Annotated in this window: 12 protein-coding genes; 11 read left to right on the top strand and 1 reads right to left on the bottom strand. The window is 70.7% G+C overall.

What is annotated here, in order from left to right:
• Window positions 1-42: 42 nt before the first annotated feature.
• Window positions 43-1,347 carry an MFS transporter gene (locus IO39_RS13110; protein ID WP_245641943.1) on the top strand — a complete coding sequence of 435 codons (1,305 nt, stop codon included), beginning with the start codon at window positions 43-45 and terminating at the stop codon, window positions 1,345-1,347.
• A gap of 74 nt (window positions 1,348-1,421) precedes the next feature.
• Here IO39_RS13110 and IO39_RS13105 read toward each other — a convergent pair whose 3' ends face one another.
• Window positions 1,422-1,913 carry a gamma-glutamylcyclotransferase family protein gene (locus IO39_RS13105; protein WP_281200074.1) on the bottom strand — a complete coding sequence of 164 codons (492 nt, stop codon included), beginning with the start codon at window positions 1,911-1,913 and terminating at the stop codon, window positions 1,422-1,424.
• Between the two features lie 196 nt (window positions 1,914-2,109).
• On the opposite strand from IO39_RS13105, the gene IO39_RS13100 reads away from it, so the two are divergent.
• The 10 genes from IO39_RS13100 to IO39_RS13055 all read left to right on the top strand — a co-directional run bounded on the left by IO39_RS13100 (window position 2,110) and on the right by IO39_RS13055 (window position 16,796).
• Complete coding sequence (locus IO39_RS13100; protein ID WP_043621057.1) at window positions 2,110-3,498, top strand: NAD(P)H-quinone dehydrogenase; 1,389 nt, start codon at window positions 2,110-2,112, stop codon at window positions 3,496-3,498.
• Window positions 3,499-3,723: 225 nt separating this feature from the next.
• Window positions 3,724-6,009, top strand: a complete 2,286-nt coding sequence (locus IO39_RS13095; RefSeq protein ID WP_043621054.1) for a TIM-barrel domain-containing protein — start codon at window positions 3,724-3,726, stop codon at window positions 6,007-6,009.
• A 26-nt stretch (window positions 6,010-6,035) separates the two neighbouring features.
• On the top strand, window positions 6,036-7,334 hold the full coding sequence (locus tag IO39_RS13090; protein WP_245641942.1) for an ABC transporter substrate-binding protein: 1,299 nt from the start codon (window positions 6,036-6,038) through the stop codon (window positions 7,332-7,334).
• Complete coding sequence (locus tag IO39_RS13085; RefSeq protein WP_043621048.1) at window positions 7,335-8,198, top strand: carbohydrate ABC transporter permease; 864 nt, start codon at window positions 7,335-7,337, stop codon at window positions 8,196-8,198.
• The gene (locus IO39_RS13080) at window positions 8,195-9,016 is read left to right on the top strand and encodes a carbohydrate ABC transporter permease (RefSeq protein ID WP_043621045.1); all 822 of its coding nucleotides are present in this window, start codon (window positions 8,195-8,197) and stop codon (window positions 9,014-9,016) included. The genes IO39_RS13085 and IO39_RS13080 overlap by 4 nt, the downstream gene beginning before the upstream one ends.
• Before the next feature lie 14 nt (window positions 9,017-9,030).
• Window positions 9,031-11,913: a glycoside hydrolase family 3 protein gene (locus IO39_RS13075; protein ID WP_043621042.1), complete on the top strand. Its 2,883-nt coding sequence runs from the start codon at window positions 9,031-9,033 to the stop codon at window positions 11,911-11,913.
• Window positions 11,914-11,966: 53 nt separating this feature from the next.
• Window positions 11,967-12,731 (top strand): hypothetical protein, encoded by a 765-nt coding sequence (locus IO39_RS13070; protein WP_157548268.1) that lies wholly within the window; start codon window positions 11,967-11,969, stop codon window positions 12,729-12,731.
• Window positions 12,732-12,864: 133 nt separating this feature from the next.
• Window positions 12,865-13,365 (top strand): DoxX family protein, encoded by a 501-nt coding sequence (locus tag IO39_RS13065; RefSeq protein ID WP_043621036.1) that lies wholly within the window; start codon window positions 12,865-12,867, stop codon window positions 13,363-13,365.
• Window positions 13,366-13,566: 201 nt separating this feature from the next.
• Window positions 13,567-16,236, top strand: coding sequence for a cellulose binding domain-containing protein (locus IO39_RS13060; RefSeq protein WP_043621033.1), 2,670 nt, complete (start codon window positions 13,567-13,569; stop codon window positions 16,234-16,236).
• Between the two features lie 107 nt (window positions 16,237-16,343).
• On the top strand, window positions 16,344-16,796 hold the full coding sequence (locus IO39_RS13055; RefSeq protein WP_043621030.1) for a hypothetical protein: 453 nt from the start codon (window positions 16,344-16,346) through the stop codon (window positions 16,794-16,796).
• Window positions 16,797-16,833: the final 37 nt, after the last annotated feature.

The raw sequence follows: 16,833 nt of genomic DNA, 5'->3' as shown, positions 1-16,833 counted from the left end.
GCACAGTAAGCCATCTCCGCACTTGTCAGCAAAGGAGCCCTCGTGGCGACCTCCCCTGTGGCTCAGTCACCCCTCGGCATCCCCAAGAGCCGCGGCCGCCAGCTCATGGCGGCCAGCATCGGCAACGTGGTCGAGTGGTACGACTGGTATGCCTACACCTTCCTCGCGACGTACTTCTCCGAACAGGTCTTTCCGAAGGGCTCGGGCAACAGTCTGGTGCCCCTGCTGAGCTCGTTCGCCGTCTTCGCGGTCGGCTTCTTCATGCGGCCCCTGGGCGGCCTGCTCGTCGGCGCCTTCGCCGACAGGTACGGCCGCAAGGCCGCCATGACGTTCACCATCGTGCTGATGGGCGCGGGCTCGCTGCTCGTCGGCCTGACCCCCACGTACGCGGCCGTCGGACTGCTGGCGCCGATCATCCTCACCCTGGCCAGGCTCATCCAGGGCCTGTCGGTGGGCGGCGAGTTCGCCGCGGCGACCACGTTCCTCGTGGAGTCGGCCCCCAAGGGCCGCCGCGGCCTGTTCTCGAGCTTCCAGTACGTCAGCACCACCATCGGCCAGCTCCTCGCCTCCGGCCTGGCCGCGCTGCTGGCCACCATGCTGGCCTCGGCCGACATGAACTCCTGGGGCTGGCGGGTGCCGTTCTTCGTGGGCGCGGCGCTGAGCCTCGTGGGCCTGTGGATCCGCAAGGGCGCCGACGAGACCTCGGCCGTGGCGGAGGAGATCCAGCGCGGCGAGGCCAGGCGGCCCAAGCTGTTCGACTTCCTCAAGCACCACCCGAGGTCGGCGGCCACGATCGTGGGCATCACGATCGCCGGGACCGTCGCGTACTACACCTGGACCAGCTTCCTGCCCACCTACGCGCAGATCACGGTGGGCTTCGACAAGGCCGACTCGCTCCAGATCGGCACGATCTCGCTGGTGTTCTTCATGATCCTGCAGCCGCTGGCCGGCATGCTGTCGGACCGGATCGGGCGGCGGCCGCTGCTGATCGCGTTCGGGCTGGGCTTCCTCGTGCTGCCCGTGCCGCTGCTCGGCCTGCTCACCGACGCCTACGGCAGCCTGCTGGTCGTGCAGCTCATCGGCATGGTCTTCCTGAGCGGCTTCACCTCGATCTCGGCGGCGGTGAACTCGGAGCTGTTCCCGACGCGGGTGCGGGCCGCGGGCGCCGGGTTCCCGTATTCGCTGACCGTGGCGATCTTCGGCGGCACCGCCCCGCTGATCGGCACCGCGCTGCAGGAGGCGAAGAACCCCGGGCTCTTCCCGTGGTATATGTCGGCGCTGGCGCTGATCTCGACGCTCGTCTACCTCTTCGTGCTCAAGGAGACCAAGGACCAGCCGCTGCGCTGACCGGCCGCCGCCGCCCCCGCCTCACCCGGGCGGGGGCGCGCGGCGTCAGCCGTCGTACGGGGTGGCGCGCGGCGTCAGCCGCCGTAGGACGTGCAGGGGCGCTGGCGCAGCTCCTTGACGTAGTCGTCGGGGGCGCCGGCCCGCTCGGCCGCCTCGGCCAGGCTGCCCAGGTAGCGGGCCGAGGGCAGGCCGCCCTCGTAGCCGTCGAGCACGTAGAACCAGGCCAGCACCTCGCCGTCGAGCGTCTGCACCCGCATGCGCACCTTGTGGTACGCCCCGCGCACCGCCCCCTCCCACTGGTCGAGCGAGAGCTCCTCCCAGTCGGGCACGTCGTAGAGGACCACGAACACGTGCTCGTCGGGATCCTCGACGATGGTGGCGACCGCGCCCTCCCAGGCCAGGTCCATCCCGCCGAACGTCAGCCGCCAGCCGGGCAGCCAGCCCACGCCCCAGACCGGCGAGTGGGGGGCGCGCATGGCCATCTGCTCCGGGTCCATGTTCGTGCCGTATGCGCCGTAAAGTCGGAGGTCGCTCCGCTTCCCCGTGTGATCTGAAGGCCACGCCACGATCTACCCCTCTCGCCGGCTGCCGCTTCGTCATCCAGCTACCGCGCCATCCTGCCACGCTGGGCAGCCGTGCCGGTCCATCGGATCGGGGGTGGCGGGCCTCGTGTCATCCGGCCCGCGTAAGAGCCGGCCGGCGGGGAGGCGTGATCTCGGCCCCGTTGCAGCTTCTCGCGCGCCGTGCGGGACAATGGGACACGTGACGAGGATCGTGATCATCGGCGGCGGACCAGGCGGCTACGAGGCGGCGCTGGTGGCCGCGCAACTAGGCGCGCAAGTCACGATGGTCGAGCAGGACGGCCCCGGCGGCGCGTGCGTGCTGACCGACTGCGTGCCGTCCAAGACGCTGATCGCGACCTCCGTGCGCAAGCAGGCGCTGCTCGACGCGGCCTCGCTGGGCGTGTCGTTCTCCGGCGGGGCCGACGGCGACGCGGGGGTGGTCGGCGTGGATCTGCCGCTGGTCAACAAGCGGGTCAAGGAGCTGGCGCAGGCGCAGTCGGCCGACATCGCGGCGCGCGTCGAGGCCGAGGGCGTGGAGATCGTCAAGGCGCGCGGGCGGCTGGTCGACCCGCAGGTGGTGCGCGCCGGTGACCGTACGATCAGGGCCGACGTGGTGCTGGTGGCGACCGGGGCGACGCCGCGCGTGCTGCCCGGGGCCGAGCCCGACGGCGAGCGCATCCTCACCTGGCGCCAGCTCTACGACCTGGAGGAGCTGCCCGAGCACCTCATCGTGGTCGGCTCGGGCGTGACGGGGGCGGAGTTCGCCGGGGCCTACCGGTCGCTGGGGGCGGAGGTCACGCTGGTCTCCAGCCGCGACCGGATGATGCCCAACGAGGACGCCGACGGCGCCGAGGTGCTGGAAGAGGTCTACCGGCGGCGCGGGATGAACGTCATGGGCCGCTCGCGGGCCTCCTCCGTCAAGCGCACCGACGACGGCGTGGTGGTCACCCTGGAGGACGGCCGCACGGCCGAGGGCTCCCACGCGCTGATGACCGTCGGCATGATCCCCAACACCGCCGGCATCGGGCTGGAGGAGGCCGGGGTGCAGCTCGACCGGGGCGGCTTCATCAAGGTCGACAAGGTCTCGCGCACCTCCGCGCCGGGAGTGTACGCCGCCGGTGACTGCACGGGCGTGCTCATGCTGGCCTCGGTCGCGGCCATGCAGGGCCGGATCGCGGTCTGGCACGCGCTGGGCGAGGCGGTGCAGCCGCTGCGGCTGGCCACGGTGGCCTCCAACATCTTCACCGACCCCGAGATCGCGGCGGTGGGCGTGGCCCAGCGGGCGATCGAGGCGGGCGAGATCGAGGCCAACGTGGTCAAGCTGCCGCTGGCCACCAACGCGCGGGCCAAGATGCAGGGCTTCAACGACGGCTTCGTCAAGCTGTTCTGCCGCCCGCACACCGGGATCGTGCTGGGCGGCGTCGTGGTGGCGCCGCGGGCCTCCGAGCTGATCCTGGCCGTGTCGGTGGCGGTGCAGCAGCGGCTGACCGTCGACCAGCTCGCCCACACGTTCGCCGTCTACCCGTCGTTGTCGGGGTCGATCACCGAGGCGGCCCGCCGGCTCATGCAGCCGGGGGTGTCGATCTAGTCCCCGGCCGCTCTTCCAGGGCGCGTGGTGCTTCCGCACCGCGCGCCCTTTTTTCGTGCCGCCGGGCCGCCGGGCCGGCGGGCCGCGGGGGAGGCGGGCTCTGGGGACGGGTCGCGGAGGCGGGCTCTCGGGACGGGCCGCGGAGGCGGGGATAAACCGTTGACGTTTGTTGGTATGGACAGCAAACTAATTCACGAGTTTGGCGCCCCGTCCGAAGGAGCTTCCATGCCCTATCGCCCTCCCCTGGTCGCGCACGAGTACTTCGTCGCGGACCCGCCCGAGCTGCCGGTGCGCGCACGCGGCGAGGGCGGCCTGTCGGCGATCACCACCGCCGAGCTGGTCGCGGCCGACGGCGGGGAGGTGCTGCTGAAGGCCGTCACCTCGGCGGACGAGACGCTGGTCGTGCAGGTGGGCGTGGCCGGCGAGGGGGTCATCAGGGTCCGCCTGTCGGAGGACGCCACCGCCAGGCCCCGCTCGGAGCGGGCCATCGCGCTGGTCTCGCCGCGCACGTACCAGGGGGCGCGGGCCGAGGTCGCGCCGGACGGGCCGATCCTCATCGACGCGGGCCCGCTGCGCGCCGAGATCAGCCTGGCGCCGTGGCACCTGCGCTTCACCGATGCCGCCGGGGCGACGCTGGTGGAGCAGGACCGGGGGCACACCGACATCAGCGGCCGGCTGCGCACGCTGCCGTTCGGCCGCTCCAGCGCCGCCGGTACGCCCGTGGCCTATCACGAGAGCTTCGCCGCCGCCCCGGACGAGGCGTTCGCCGGGTTCGGCGAGTCGTTCACCCGGCTCGACAAGCGCGGCCAGCGGCCGGTCATGTGGAACTTCGACGCCTTCGGGGCCGAGTCGCAGCGGGCGTACAAGAACGTGCCCCTCTACCTGTCGAGCAGGGGCTACGGCGTGCTGGTGGACAGCGGCGCGCCCACCGAGTTCGACGTGTGCCAGTCCACGCACAGCGTCGTGCAGATCGTGGTGCCCGACGACGTCATGGACTACTACGTGATCGCCGGGCCGACGCCCTCGGAGGTCCTGGACCGTTACGACCTGCTGACCTGCCGGCCCTCGCTGCCGCCCAAGTGGGCGTTCGGCACCTGGATCTCCTCCGGGTTCTGCGTGGACAGCCAGGAGCGGGTGCTGGCCCGGGCGCGCACGATCAGGCGGCGCGGCATCCCGTGCGACGTGCTGCACCTGGACACCTACTGGCAGGCCGACGGGCACTGGTCGGAGCTGAAGTGGGACGCCGAGAACTTCCCCGACCCGGACGGCATGCTGGCCGAGCTGGACGGGATGGGGTTCAAGGTCTGCCTGTGGATGAACCCGTATATCTCCCACCTCAGCCCGGCGTTCCGGGAAGCCTCCGCTGCCGGATATTTCCTGAAGAATCAGGATGGGGAGACCTACGTCGCCGACTGCTGGCACGGCTCGTTCCCGGCCTGCGGCATCGTCGACTTCACCAACCCGGCCGCCGTCGAGTGGTTCAAGGGCCTGCTGCGCCCGCTGCTGCGCCAGGGCGTGGCCGCCTTCAAGACCGACTTCGCCGAGGGCGTGCCGGCCGACGCGGTGGCGTTCAACGGCATGCCGGGGGCCGACCTGCACAACGTCTACACGCTGCTGTTCAACGACGTCGTGGCCGAGGTCACCCGGGAGGTCCACGGGCACAACCTGGTCTGGGCGCGGTCGTCGTACCTGGGGGGCCAGCGGCACAGCGCCCAGTGGGGCGGCGACACCTACACCAGCTACGCCGCCATGGGCAGCACGCTCAGAGGCGGGCTCGCGCACGGGCTGTCCGGCGTGCCGTTCTGGAGCCACGACGCCGGCGGCTTCACCGGCCGGCCCACCGACGACCTGTACGTGCGCTGGACCCAGTTCGGCGCGCTCTCCCCGCTGCTGCGGCTGCACGGCACCACGACCCGGGAGCCGTGGGAGTTCCCCGAGGTCGAGGCGGCGGCCGTGGCCGCGCTCAAGCTGCGCTACCGGCTGATGCCCTACATCTACTCGGCGGCCGTCGAGGCCGCGCGCACCGGCGCGCCGATGATGCGCGCCCTGTGCGTGGACTTCCCCGACGACCCGGTGGCCTGGCAGGCCGACCTGCAGTACCTGCTCGGCCGTGACCTGCTCGTCGCGCCCATGACCGCGCCCGAGGGCGCCAGGCAGGTCTACCTGCCGCGCGGCCGGTGGGTGGACTACTGGACGGGCGAGGTGCTCGACGGCTCCCGTTACGTCACGGTCGCCAAGCCGCTCGACCAGATCCCCCTGTTCGTACGGCACGGCGCGCTCATCCCCGTCACCGCGCAACGCGACACGGTGGACGTGCCCGCCGAGATCACCCTCGTCGCCTTCGGGGGCGGCGACGGGACCGTGGAGGTCCACGACGCGGACGGCGTGACGATCGCCGTCGCCACCAGGGACGGCGCGGACCTGCGGGTCGCCGTCACCGGCCCGAAGCGCGTCACCGGGGTCGAACTGGCCCCGGTGGCCGGAGCCCCCGCGCGGGCCGTCATCTCGTAACACCCCCTGGAGGGATCATGGTCAGAATGAGAAGCGCCGCGGTGCTGGCCGCCGCCGCGCTGGCCCTGTCGGCGTGCGGCTCGGGAGGAGACTCGGCGGCCCCGGCCCCGGGCGGCTCCGAGCCGCGAGTGCTGAAGCTGTGGCACTACGAGTCGGCCGACAGCGCCATGGGCAAGGCGTGGGCCGAGGCGATCAAGAAGTTCGAGGCGTCGCACCCGAACGTGACCGTCACGTTCGAGGAGAAGGGCTTCGAGCAGATCCAGAAGACGGCCGGCATGGTGCTCAACTCCGACGAGGCGCCCGACATCATGGAGTACAACAAGGGCAACGCCACGGCCGGGCTGCTGTCGAAGCAGGGCCTGCTCGCCGACCTGAGCGAGGAGGCCGCCAAGCGGGGCTGGGACAAGCTGCTGCCCGGCGGCCTGCAGACCACCGCCAAGTATGACGACCGGGGCGTGATGGGCTCCGGCAAGTGGTACGGCGTGCCCAACTACGGCGAGTTCGTGATGGTCTACTACAACAAGGAGCTCTTCGCCGAGCACAAGGTCGAGGTGCCGGCCACGTTCGAGGAGTTCACCGCCGCGCTGGACACGTTCGTCAAGGCCGGCGTGACCCCCATCGCCAACGCCGGCGCCGAATACCCCGCCCAGCAGATCTTCTACCAGCTCGCGCTGACCAAGGCGCAGAAGCCGTGGCTCGCGGCCTACCAGTCCTACCAGGGCAAGGTCGATTTCCACGGCCCCGAGTTCACCTACGCCGCCGACACCTTCGCCGACTGGGTGAAGAAGGGCTACCTCGCCAAGAACTCGGCCGGGCTGAAGGCCGAGGACATGGGCGTGGCGTTCATGAACGGCAAGTTCCCCATGATGATCAGCGGAAGCTGGTGGTACGGCCGCCTCGCCTCCGAGATCAAGGACTTCGAGTGGGGCCACTTCCTGTTCCCCGGCGCCACGATGTCGCCCGGGTCGAGCGGCAACCTCTGGGTGGTGCCCGAGAAGTCGGAGAACAAGGACCTGGCCTACGACTTCATCGACATCACCATGAGCAAGGACATCCAGAACCTGCTCGGCAACTCCGGCGGCGTGCCCGTGGCCGCCGACCCGGCCGCGATCACCGACGCCAGGAGCAAGGAGCTGATCGAGACCTTCAACAAGCTCACCGCCGCCGACGGCCTGGCCTTCTACCCCGACTGGCCCGCGCCCGGCTACTACGACGTGCTGGTGGCCGGGGTCCAGGAGCTCATCAACGGGAGCAAGACCTCCGCCGAGGTGCTGGACGGGCTGGCCAAGCCGTATGAGGACAACCTCGCCGACCTTGGCAACTAGATGAGGGTGCGCACGAGGGGATACTGGCTCTACCTGATCCCCAGCCTGCTGCTGTTCGCGGCCGTCATCGTCGTGCCGTTCCTGATGAACGTGGGGGCGAGCTTCACCCGCTGGTCGGGGGTGGGCACACCCCGGTGGATCGGCCTCGACAACTACGCCAGGCTGCTGGAGGACGAGCGGTTCTGGGAGTCGTTCCAGCACAACGTGGGACTGATCGTGGCCATGGCCGTCGTGCCGACCGCGATCGGCCTGGTGCTGGCGGCGGCCCTGTTCGACTACATCGGCAAGCGCTTCGGGCCCCGCACGGCCTCGGCGCTGCGCGCGATGTACTACCTGCCGCAGGTGCTGCCGGTGGCGGTGGCCGGCGTGGTGTGGGGGTGGATGCTGCACCCGTCGTACGGCGCCGTCAACCAGATCCTCGGCCTGGACCTCGACTGGCTCGGCGACCCGGACCTGGCGCTGGCCACGGTCATGGCGGTCATGGTCTGGTTCCAGCTCGGCTATCCGGTGGTCATCTTCATGGCCGGGCTGCAGCGCGTGGACCCGGCCTACCACGAGGCGGCCGAGATCGACGGGGCCTCGTGGTGGCGCAGGTTCTGGCACATCACGATCCCGCAGATCCGGCCGGAGATCTTCGTGGTGCTGCTGACCTGCACGATCGCCGCGCTGAAGGTGTTCGGGCCGATCTTCGTGCTGACCCGGGGCGGGCCGGGGAACGCGACGATGGTGCCGTCGTACTTCTCCTACCTGAACTTCTTCCAGAAGAGCAACGTCGGGTACGGCTCGGCCATCGCCACCGTGCTGGCGCTGATCATCATCGTGGTGACGTTCCTGTTCCTGCGCGTGCAGGAGCGTGAGTCATGAGGGGGCCGGGACGCTGGGCGGTGCTGTTCGCGCTGGTCGTGCTGGCCGTCGTGATGATTTTCCCGTTCCTCGTCGTGGCGATGAACGCGGTCAAGTCGCCGGCCGAGTACAGCTCCCAGGGGCCGCTGAGCCTGCCCGACGGGCTCTACCTCCAGGGGATCGTGGACTTCTGGAACCGGGTGGAGTTCGGCACGAAGCTCTGGAACAGCTTCCTGATCAGCGCGTCCGTCTCGGTGCTGGCGGTCGTGCTGTCGGTGCTCAACGCGTACGCGCTGGGCATCGGCCGGGTCAGGGGGCGGCTGTGGATCCTGGTGCTGTTCCTGGTGGCCAACACGCTGCCGCAGGAGGCCCTGGCCTACCCGCTCTACTACCTGGCCAAGGCCGCCGGCCTGTACGACACCCAGCTCGCGGTGATCATCGTGATGACCGCGATCCAGGCGGCGTTCGGCACGTACCTGCTGAGCGCGGTGCTGGGCCAGTTCCCGAAGGAGATCCTGGAGGCGGCGGCGATCGACGGCGCGGGGCGGCTGCGCTCGTTGCTGCGGATCGTGGTGCCGATCAGCCGGCCCACGCTCAGCGTGCTGCTGATCTTCTTCTTCATCTGGACCTGGAACGAGTTCTTCCTGCCGCTGATCTTCCTGATCTCCAACGACACCCAGACCGTGCCCGTCGCGCTCGGCGTCCTCCAGGGCGAGAAGTACATGGACGCCACCATGTCCAGCGCCTCGGCCCTGCTCGGCATCGTGCCCGCGGTCGCCTTCTTCCTGATCTTCCAGCGCACGCTGACCCGTGGTGTCACGGTCGGCGCCATCAAGTGATGGAGAACCCTTTGATGCGAAAGATCCCGCTGTTAGCGGCCTTGACCCTCGCCGCCTCGCTGCTCACCGCGCCTTCCGCGCACGCCGAGGCGTACCCCTTCCAGAACCCGGCCCTGCCGCTGGAACGGCGGGTGGACGACCTGCTCGGCCGGCTCACGCTGGACGAGAAGCTGAGCCTGCTGCACCAGTCGCAGCCGGCCATCCCGCGCCTGGGCATCGCCTACCACAAGAACGGCACCGAGGCGCTGCACGGCGTCGCCTGGTCCAACCACCTCAACGACAACTGGAACCAGAAGTTCGCCAGCGGCACCGTGTTCCCGCAGGCGGTGGGCCTGGCCAGCACCTGGGACCCCGAGCTGATCAGGAAGGTCGGCTCGGCCGTGGGCGACGAGACGCGCGGCTACAACGCCGCCGATCCCGTGCTGTGGGGCCTCCAGGTGTGGGCGCCGGTGGTGGACCTGCTGCGCGACCCGCGCGCGGGCCGCAACGAGGAGGGCTACTCCGAGGACCCGCTGCTGACCGGCGCCATCTCGACGGCGTACGGCAAGGGGCTGCAGGGCGACGACCCCTTCTACCTCAAGACCGCGCCGGTGCTGAAGCACTACCTGGCCTACAACAACGAGAACGACCGCAGCCTGACCTCCTCCAACCTGACGCCCAAGCTGAAGCACGAGTACTACGAGCCGGCCTTCAAGGCGGCGATCTCGGCCGACGCGGCGACCGGGGTGATGGCGTCGTACAACCTGGTCAACGGGCGGCCCAACCACGTCAACCGCGACCTGGACACCGTGGTGCGATCGTGGACGGACAAGACGCTCTACCACCCCAGCGACGCCTGGGGGCCGCACGCGCTGACCGACCTGGAGAAGTACTACGACGACAAGCCCGAGGCGTTCGCCGCCGTGCTGAAGGCCGGGCTGGACAGCTTCACCATCGACGGCAGCGACCTCGGGCCGATGCTCACCAACCTCAAGGCCGCGCTCGACCAGGGCCACCTCACGGTCGCGGAGGTGGACGAGTCGGTGCGCAACGTGCTGAGCATCCGGACGCGGCTGGGGCACTTCGACCCGGACGGCGGGCCGTACAAGAAGATCACCGCCGATGTGATCAACAGCGCGGCGCACCAGCGGCTCAACCGCGAGACCGCCGGGAAGGCGGCGGTGCTGCTGCGGAACTCCGGCGTGCTGCCGCTGCGCGCGCCGAAGTCGGCGGCCGTGGTGGGCCCGCTGTCGGACAAGCTCTACCGTGACTGGTACTCCGGGCAGCTCCCGTACCAGGTGACGCCGCTCGACGGGATCAAGGAGCGGGTGCCCGGCGTCACCACCGGCGAGGGGCTGGAGCGGATCGCGCTCAAGCACCTCGACTCCGGCAAATACCTCGCCGCCACCGGCACCGGCCCCGACGACAACGCGGCGCTCACCGGCGCCGCGTCCGACGCGGCCGCGCAGTGGGACCTCACCGACTGGACCGGCGGCGTCTCCACGCTGCGCAACGCGGGCAACGGCAGGCTGCTCGGCGGCGACTGGCGCTCGCTGGACACCGACGACGCCGAGCCCGACGGCTGGTACGTCTCCCAGCAGTTCGCCCTGGAGGAGCAGCCCGACGGCAGCCATCTCATCCGCTACGCCGGGTTCGAGACCGTGGAGGGCTGGTTCGGCCTGCCCGACGCGTACGTGGGCGTCACCGACGGCACGCCCGGCCTGGTGCCCAGAGCGCAGGCGGCCAGGTTCGGCAAGGAGATCGTCTCCGACGGCGTCGCCGCGGCCGCCGCGCAGGCCGCCCAGGCGGAGGTCGCGGTCGTCGTGGTGGGCAGCCACCCGTTCGTGGCCGGGCGCGAGTTCCGCGACCGCGACGATCTGCGGCTCGGCGCGGGCCAGCGGCGGCTGATCGAGGCCGTGCGCAAGGCCAACCCGCGCACCGTCGTGGTGCTGGAGACCAGCTACCCCGTCATCGTGGACGCGCCGACGCTGCTGTGGACCACGCACGCGGGCGCGGAGACCGGGCACGCCGTCGCCGACGTGCTCTTCGGCGACGTCAACCCCGGCGGCCGGCTCACCCAGACCTGGCCGGCGAGCGACGACGACCTGCCGAGCGTGCTGGACTACGACCTGACCAAGACCGGCATGACGTACCTGTACGGCAAGGACAAGCCGCTCTACGCCTTCGGCCACGGCCTGAGCTACACCACCTTCGGCTACCAGGGCCTGCGCGTGCGCGGCGACACCGTGAGCGTCAAGGTCACCAACACCGGCCGGGTCAGGGGCGACGAGGTCGTCCAGCTCTACACCCACCAGCGCGACTCCCGCTTCGAGCAGCCGGTCAAGCAGTTGCGCGGCTTCCAGCGGGTGACGCTGGAGCCCGGCGAGACCCGTACGGTGAGCTTCACCCTGAAGCGGCCGGACCTGGCCGTCTGGGACCACACCAGGAACAGGTGGGTCGTCGAGCAGGCCACCCATGACGTGCTCGTCGGCTCCGCCTCCGACCGCATCCGCCAGTCCACGACGCTGCGCGTGCCCGGCGAGACGGTCCCCGTGCGCGACCTGACCAGGACGACCCGGGCGATGGACTTCGACGACTACGCGGGCGTCGCCTTCGCCGACGAGAGCAAGGTGAGCGGCGAGGTCGTCGCGGGCTCGGCGGGCGACTGGCTGGCCTTCACCCGCGCCGCCTGGGGCGCGCGCCTGACGGCCGGGGTGGCCTCGGCGGCCGGCGGCTCGTTCGAGGTGCGGCGCGGCTCGCCGACCGGCCCGCTGCTCGCCACCGTGCAGGTGCCCGCCACGGGCGGTGTCTACGAGTACGGCACCGTGACCGCGACGGTGCGGGCGGGCACCGGCGACCTGTACCTGGTGTTCAAGGGCGACCTGCGGATCAGGGACTTCGCGTTCACCAGGTCGTGATCAACTTCCGGCAGACTCTGCGATCCACCCCCGCGCTCCTGGAAAGGGAACTCATGCAGCGGAAGATCGCAGTCGCCGTCGTGGCGGCCATGAGCGTGTCCATCACCGGGCTCATGGCCGCCACCCCCGCCGGGGCCGCCCCGGCCGACCCGGTCAAGGTCCTGCAAGGGACGCTGAAGCCGGGCAAGGGGGTCAGGTTCAGCGACGTCACCTCCCTGGTGGCCGACTCCGAGACCACCACGTTCCTGCGGCGCACCGGGAAGTGGCAGTTCGGCAAGAAGGGCATCGCGGCCTCCGACATCACCGCCGACGCCAAGAGGTACTCCGGCGGCGTCTTCAACCGCCTGTACGCCGTGGACGGCGGCCGCACGATCTGGATCGGCGGGAAGAGCTGGACCAGCCACCGGACGGACGTCTACACCCCCGAGGACGGCAAGTTCACCAAGGAGCCCCTGGGCTCGACCGGCGCCTACACCGGCACCTACGGCCAGCTCGTGAACCCGGCCGAGCCGGCCACGCTGAAGGTCCTGCTCAAGGGCGAGAAGAAGGGCCGCATGTACTCCGGCAAAATCGGCTACGCCACGCTGGCGAAGGTGTCGCCGTGGTTCCGGGCGAGCCTGCCCTTCGGCGGGGACGCGGACACGATCCTGACGTACGAGCTCACGCTCGGCGCCGACAACCTGCCGCACAAGCTCGTCACCTCGCGCCAGGCCGTCGACAACGTGCCCACGGACGGCCGGTTCAAGACCGTGACCAGCTACACCGGATGGGGCTCGAAGGTGAGCGTCGCGCCGCCGCCGAAGGATCGGATGCGCTGACGCGGTCGCGCCGGCCCTGGTCGGTTCTGATCGGGCCGGGGCGGCCATGTTCCGCACCCTCTTCCGGGTTGCCCTTCATTGGATAGTGGTGTTATCTAGAGCTAGGTAGTTCAGCTATCCAATGGAGGGGATCATGACTGTGATCGTCCTGCTGGTCGCCACCTTGGCGTTCCGGCTGCTCGGCAGGTTCGGCGTGCGCCGGTTCGACACCTGGCGCGTGAGCGCGGCCCACGGGCTCGCCGTCATGCTCGTCATGACGGCCAGCGCCCACTTCGCCCCCGCCGACGTGACCTTCATGCCCAACTACGCCGACATGGTGGCCATGGTGCCGTCATGGGTGCCGTTCCCCGGCTTCGTGGTGTACGCCAGCGGCGTGCTGGAGCTGGCCGGGGCGGCGGGGCTGGTGCTGGAGCGGACCCGGCGCGCGGCCGGTATCTGCCTGGCGCTGCTGTTCGTGGCCCTGCTGCCGGCCAACGTGCAGGCCGCCGCGCTCGGGCTGGAGGACGTCGGGTCGCCGCTGTGGCAGCGGATCCCCGAGCAGGTCCTCTACATCGCGGTCGCGCTCTGGGCGGCGGGTCTCGGCCGGTCCCCGGCGCGCCGGCCGGTCGCGCCGGAGAGCCCGAGCGCGGTCTGAGCGGGCTCCACGGCCGGTGGTTAATTCGTCGTCCGTCCAAACTATTGACCTCCGTCGCGCCTGTGTGTGAGCCTGCTGGGTGAAAGCTCATGCGCGAAGGCGCGGCGACGGTCAGGGTCGGTGCACTCTGCTCGTGCATGGCGGTCATCTGACGCCTCTGGGGCGCCCTCCGGCGTGCCCTCCGGAAAGGAAGAGCCGCGCATGCGAAGAAGGTTGTTCGTGCTGCTCGCGACCGCCGCCGTGCTGCTGGCGGCGGCCGGCGTGCGGATGTCGCCGGTCTCGGCGGTCGCCTCGGACCCGTACACGTACAAGAACGTCAGGATCGACGGCGGCGGCTTCGTCCCCGGCATCGTCTTCAACCCGACCGAGCGCAACCTGATCTACGCCCGCACCGACATCGGCGGCGCGTACCGGTGGAACCAGTCCACCAGGTCCTGGACCCCGCTGCTCGACTGGGTCGGCTGGGACCGCTGGGGCTACAACGGCGTGATCAGCCTGGCCACCGACCCCGTGCAGACCAACCGCCTGTACGCCGCGGTCGGCATGTACACCAACTCCTGGGACCCCAACAACGGCGCCATCCTGCGCTCCACCGACAAGGGTGACACGTGGCAGGTCACGCCGCTGCCGTTCAAGCTCGGTGGCAACATGCCGGGCCGCGGCATGGGCGAGGCGCTGTCGGTGGACCCGAACGACAACCGCGTCCTGTACCTCGGCGCGCCCAACGGCAACGGCCTGTGGCGCAGCACCGACTACGGCGCGACCTGGTCGAAGGTGACGAGCTTCCCCAACCCCGGCAACTACGCCCAGGACCCGAACGACCCCAACGGCTACCTCAGCCACCGGCCGGGCGTGGTGTGGGTGACCTACGACAAGCGCTCGTCCGCCGCAGGCACCGCCACCAGGACCATCTACGTGGGCGTCGCCGACAAGGACAACACGGTCTACCGCACCACCGACGGCGGCGCCACCTGGTCGCGGCTGGCCGGGCAGCCCACCGGCTACATCGCCCACAAGGGCGTGCTCGACACCGTCAACGGCTACCTCTACCTCGCCACGAGCGACACCGGCGGGCCGTACGACGGGGCCAAGGGCGACGTGTGGCGCTACGCCACCGCCACCGGCGCCTGGACCCAGATCAGCCCCGTCCCGTCCTCCAGCGCCGACGACTACTTCGGCTACAGCGGCCTGACCATCGACCGCCAGGACCCGGCCACGATCATGGTCGCCACGCAGATCTCCTGGTGGCCGGACGTCATCTTCTTCCGCTCCACCGACTCCGGCGCGACGTGGACCCGCGTGTGGGACTGGACCTCCTATCCCAACCGCTCCTTCCGCTACAAGATGGACATCAGCGCGAACCCGTGGCTGACCTTCGGCACCAACCCGCAGCCGCCCGAGGTCACGCCCAAGCTGGGCTGGATGACCGAGTCCCTGGAGATCGACCCGTTCGACTCCGACCGGATGATGTACGGCACCGGCGCCACCATCTACGGCACCGAGGACCTCACGAAGTGGGACTCCGGCGCGCAGTTCACCATCAGGCCCATGGCCAAGGGCCTGGAGGAGACCGCCGTCCTCGACCTGATCAGCCCGCCGAGCGGCGCGCCGCTGGTCAGCGGCCTGGGCGACATCGCCGGCTTCCGCCACACCGACCTGGACGCCGTGCCGCCGATGATGTTCACCTCCCCGAACTTCACCTCCACCACCAGCCTGGACTACGCGGAGAAGGCGCCCTCGATCATGGTCAGGGCGGGCAACTTCACCGACGCCGACCGCCCGAACGACAGCCACGTGGCCTTCTCCACCGACGGCGGCGCGAACTGGTTCCAGGGCACGGAGCCGGCCGGCGTCAACGAGGGCGGCACGGTCGCCGCGGCGGCCGACGGCTCCCGCTTCGTCTGGGCCCCCAAGGACGTGGCCCCCGTCCACTCGGTCGGGTACGGCACCTCCTGGCAGCCCGCCGCCGGCCTGCCCACCGGCGCGATCGTGGAGTCGGACCGGGTCAACGCGAGCACGTTCTACGGCCTCAGCGGCGGCCGCCTCTACGTCAGCACGAACGGCGGCGCCTCCTTCACCGCCACCGCCGCCACCGGCCTGCCCGCCAGCGGCAAGGTCAAGGCCGTGCCCGGCGTCGAGGGCGACGTCTGGGTGGCCGGGGAGGGCGGCATCTGGCACTCGACCGACCGCGGCGCCTCCTTCACCAAGCTGTCCGGGATCACGAACGCGGTCAACGTCGGCTTCGGCAAGGCGGCGCCCGGCGGGACGTACCTGGCGGTCTACGCGGTCGCCACGATCGACGGCGTCACCGGGCTGTACCGCTCCGACGACGGCGCCTCGACCTGGGTGCGCATCAACGACGACAAGCACCAGTGGGGCAACATGGGCGAGGCCCTGACCGGGGACCCGCGCGTGTACGGCCGGGTCTACCTGGGGACCAACGGCCGGGGCATCATCTACGGCGACCGCACGGGCCCGCCCGTCACGGTCACCCCGACCGTCACCCCGACGGTCACCCCGACCGTGACGCCCACCGTCACCCCGACCGTCACTCCGACGGCGGGGACGGGGTGCGAGGCGACGTACAAGGCGGGCAACTCCTGGCCAGGCGGGTTCCAGGCCGAGGTGGGCGTCAAGAACACCGGCACCTCCTCGATCACCGGCTGGAAGGTGACCTGGACCTGGCCGAACGACCAGAAGATCACCCAGATCTGGAGCGCCACCCAGACGCAGTCGGGCAAGAACGTGACCGCCGTCAACGTCGGCTACAACGGCACCCTGGCCGCGGGCGCGACGACGTCGTTCGGCTTCAACGGTAGCCATTCCGGCACCAACACCCCACCCACCACCCTCACCTGCACCCCGGCGTAAGGGAAGGGCCTGGGGAGGCGCCACCCGCGCCCGGGAGCCCGCCACGAGCGCCTCCCCGACGAGGCCGAACCTGTCTGGGGGGCGTGCTCCCGGGTAGCAGTGCGCGCATGCACACACTGGTCAAGAGCCTGATCGCGGGCGCCGCGGGCACCAGCGCGCTCAACCTCGCCTCATACCTCGACATGGCCGTCCGGGCCCGGGGCGCCAGCAGCACCCCGCGGCGGGCCGTGGCGAGGCTGAGCGACCTGGCCGGCGTGAGCCTCGGGGAGGGCGAGCGGGCCGACCACCGCAAGGAGGCGCTCGGCGCGCTGCTCGGCTACACCACCGGCGCGGGCGCGGCCCTGTGCTACGGGCTCCTGACCTCCCGCCGGCGGCCGCCGTGCCCGGCCGGGGTGCTGGCGCTGACCGCGCTGGCGATGACCGGCTCCAACGCCCCGCTGACCGCGCTGGGCGTCACGAACCCGCGCGAATGGCCGGCCTCGGCGTGGGTCTCGGACCTGCTGCCGCATCTGGCGTACGGAGTGACGGCGTACGCGGCGTACGAACTGCTGCGCTCCTGACCGTCCCCACCCGGGCGCGTCACCGGCGACCGCGCCA

It is taken from the genome of Nonomuraea candida (genome assembly GCF_000725485.1).
GTDB classification, from domain to species: Bacteria; Actinomycetota; Actinomycetes; order Streptosporangiales; family Streptosporangiaceae; genus Nonomuraea; species Nonomuraea candida.
The sequence above is the reverse complement of the archived record's forward strand: the minus strand, read 5'-3'. Positions and strand labels throughout refer to the sequence as shown.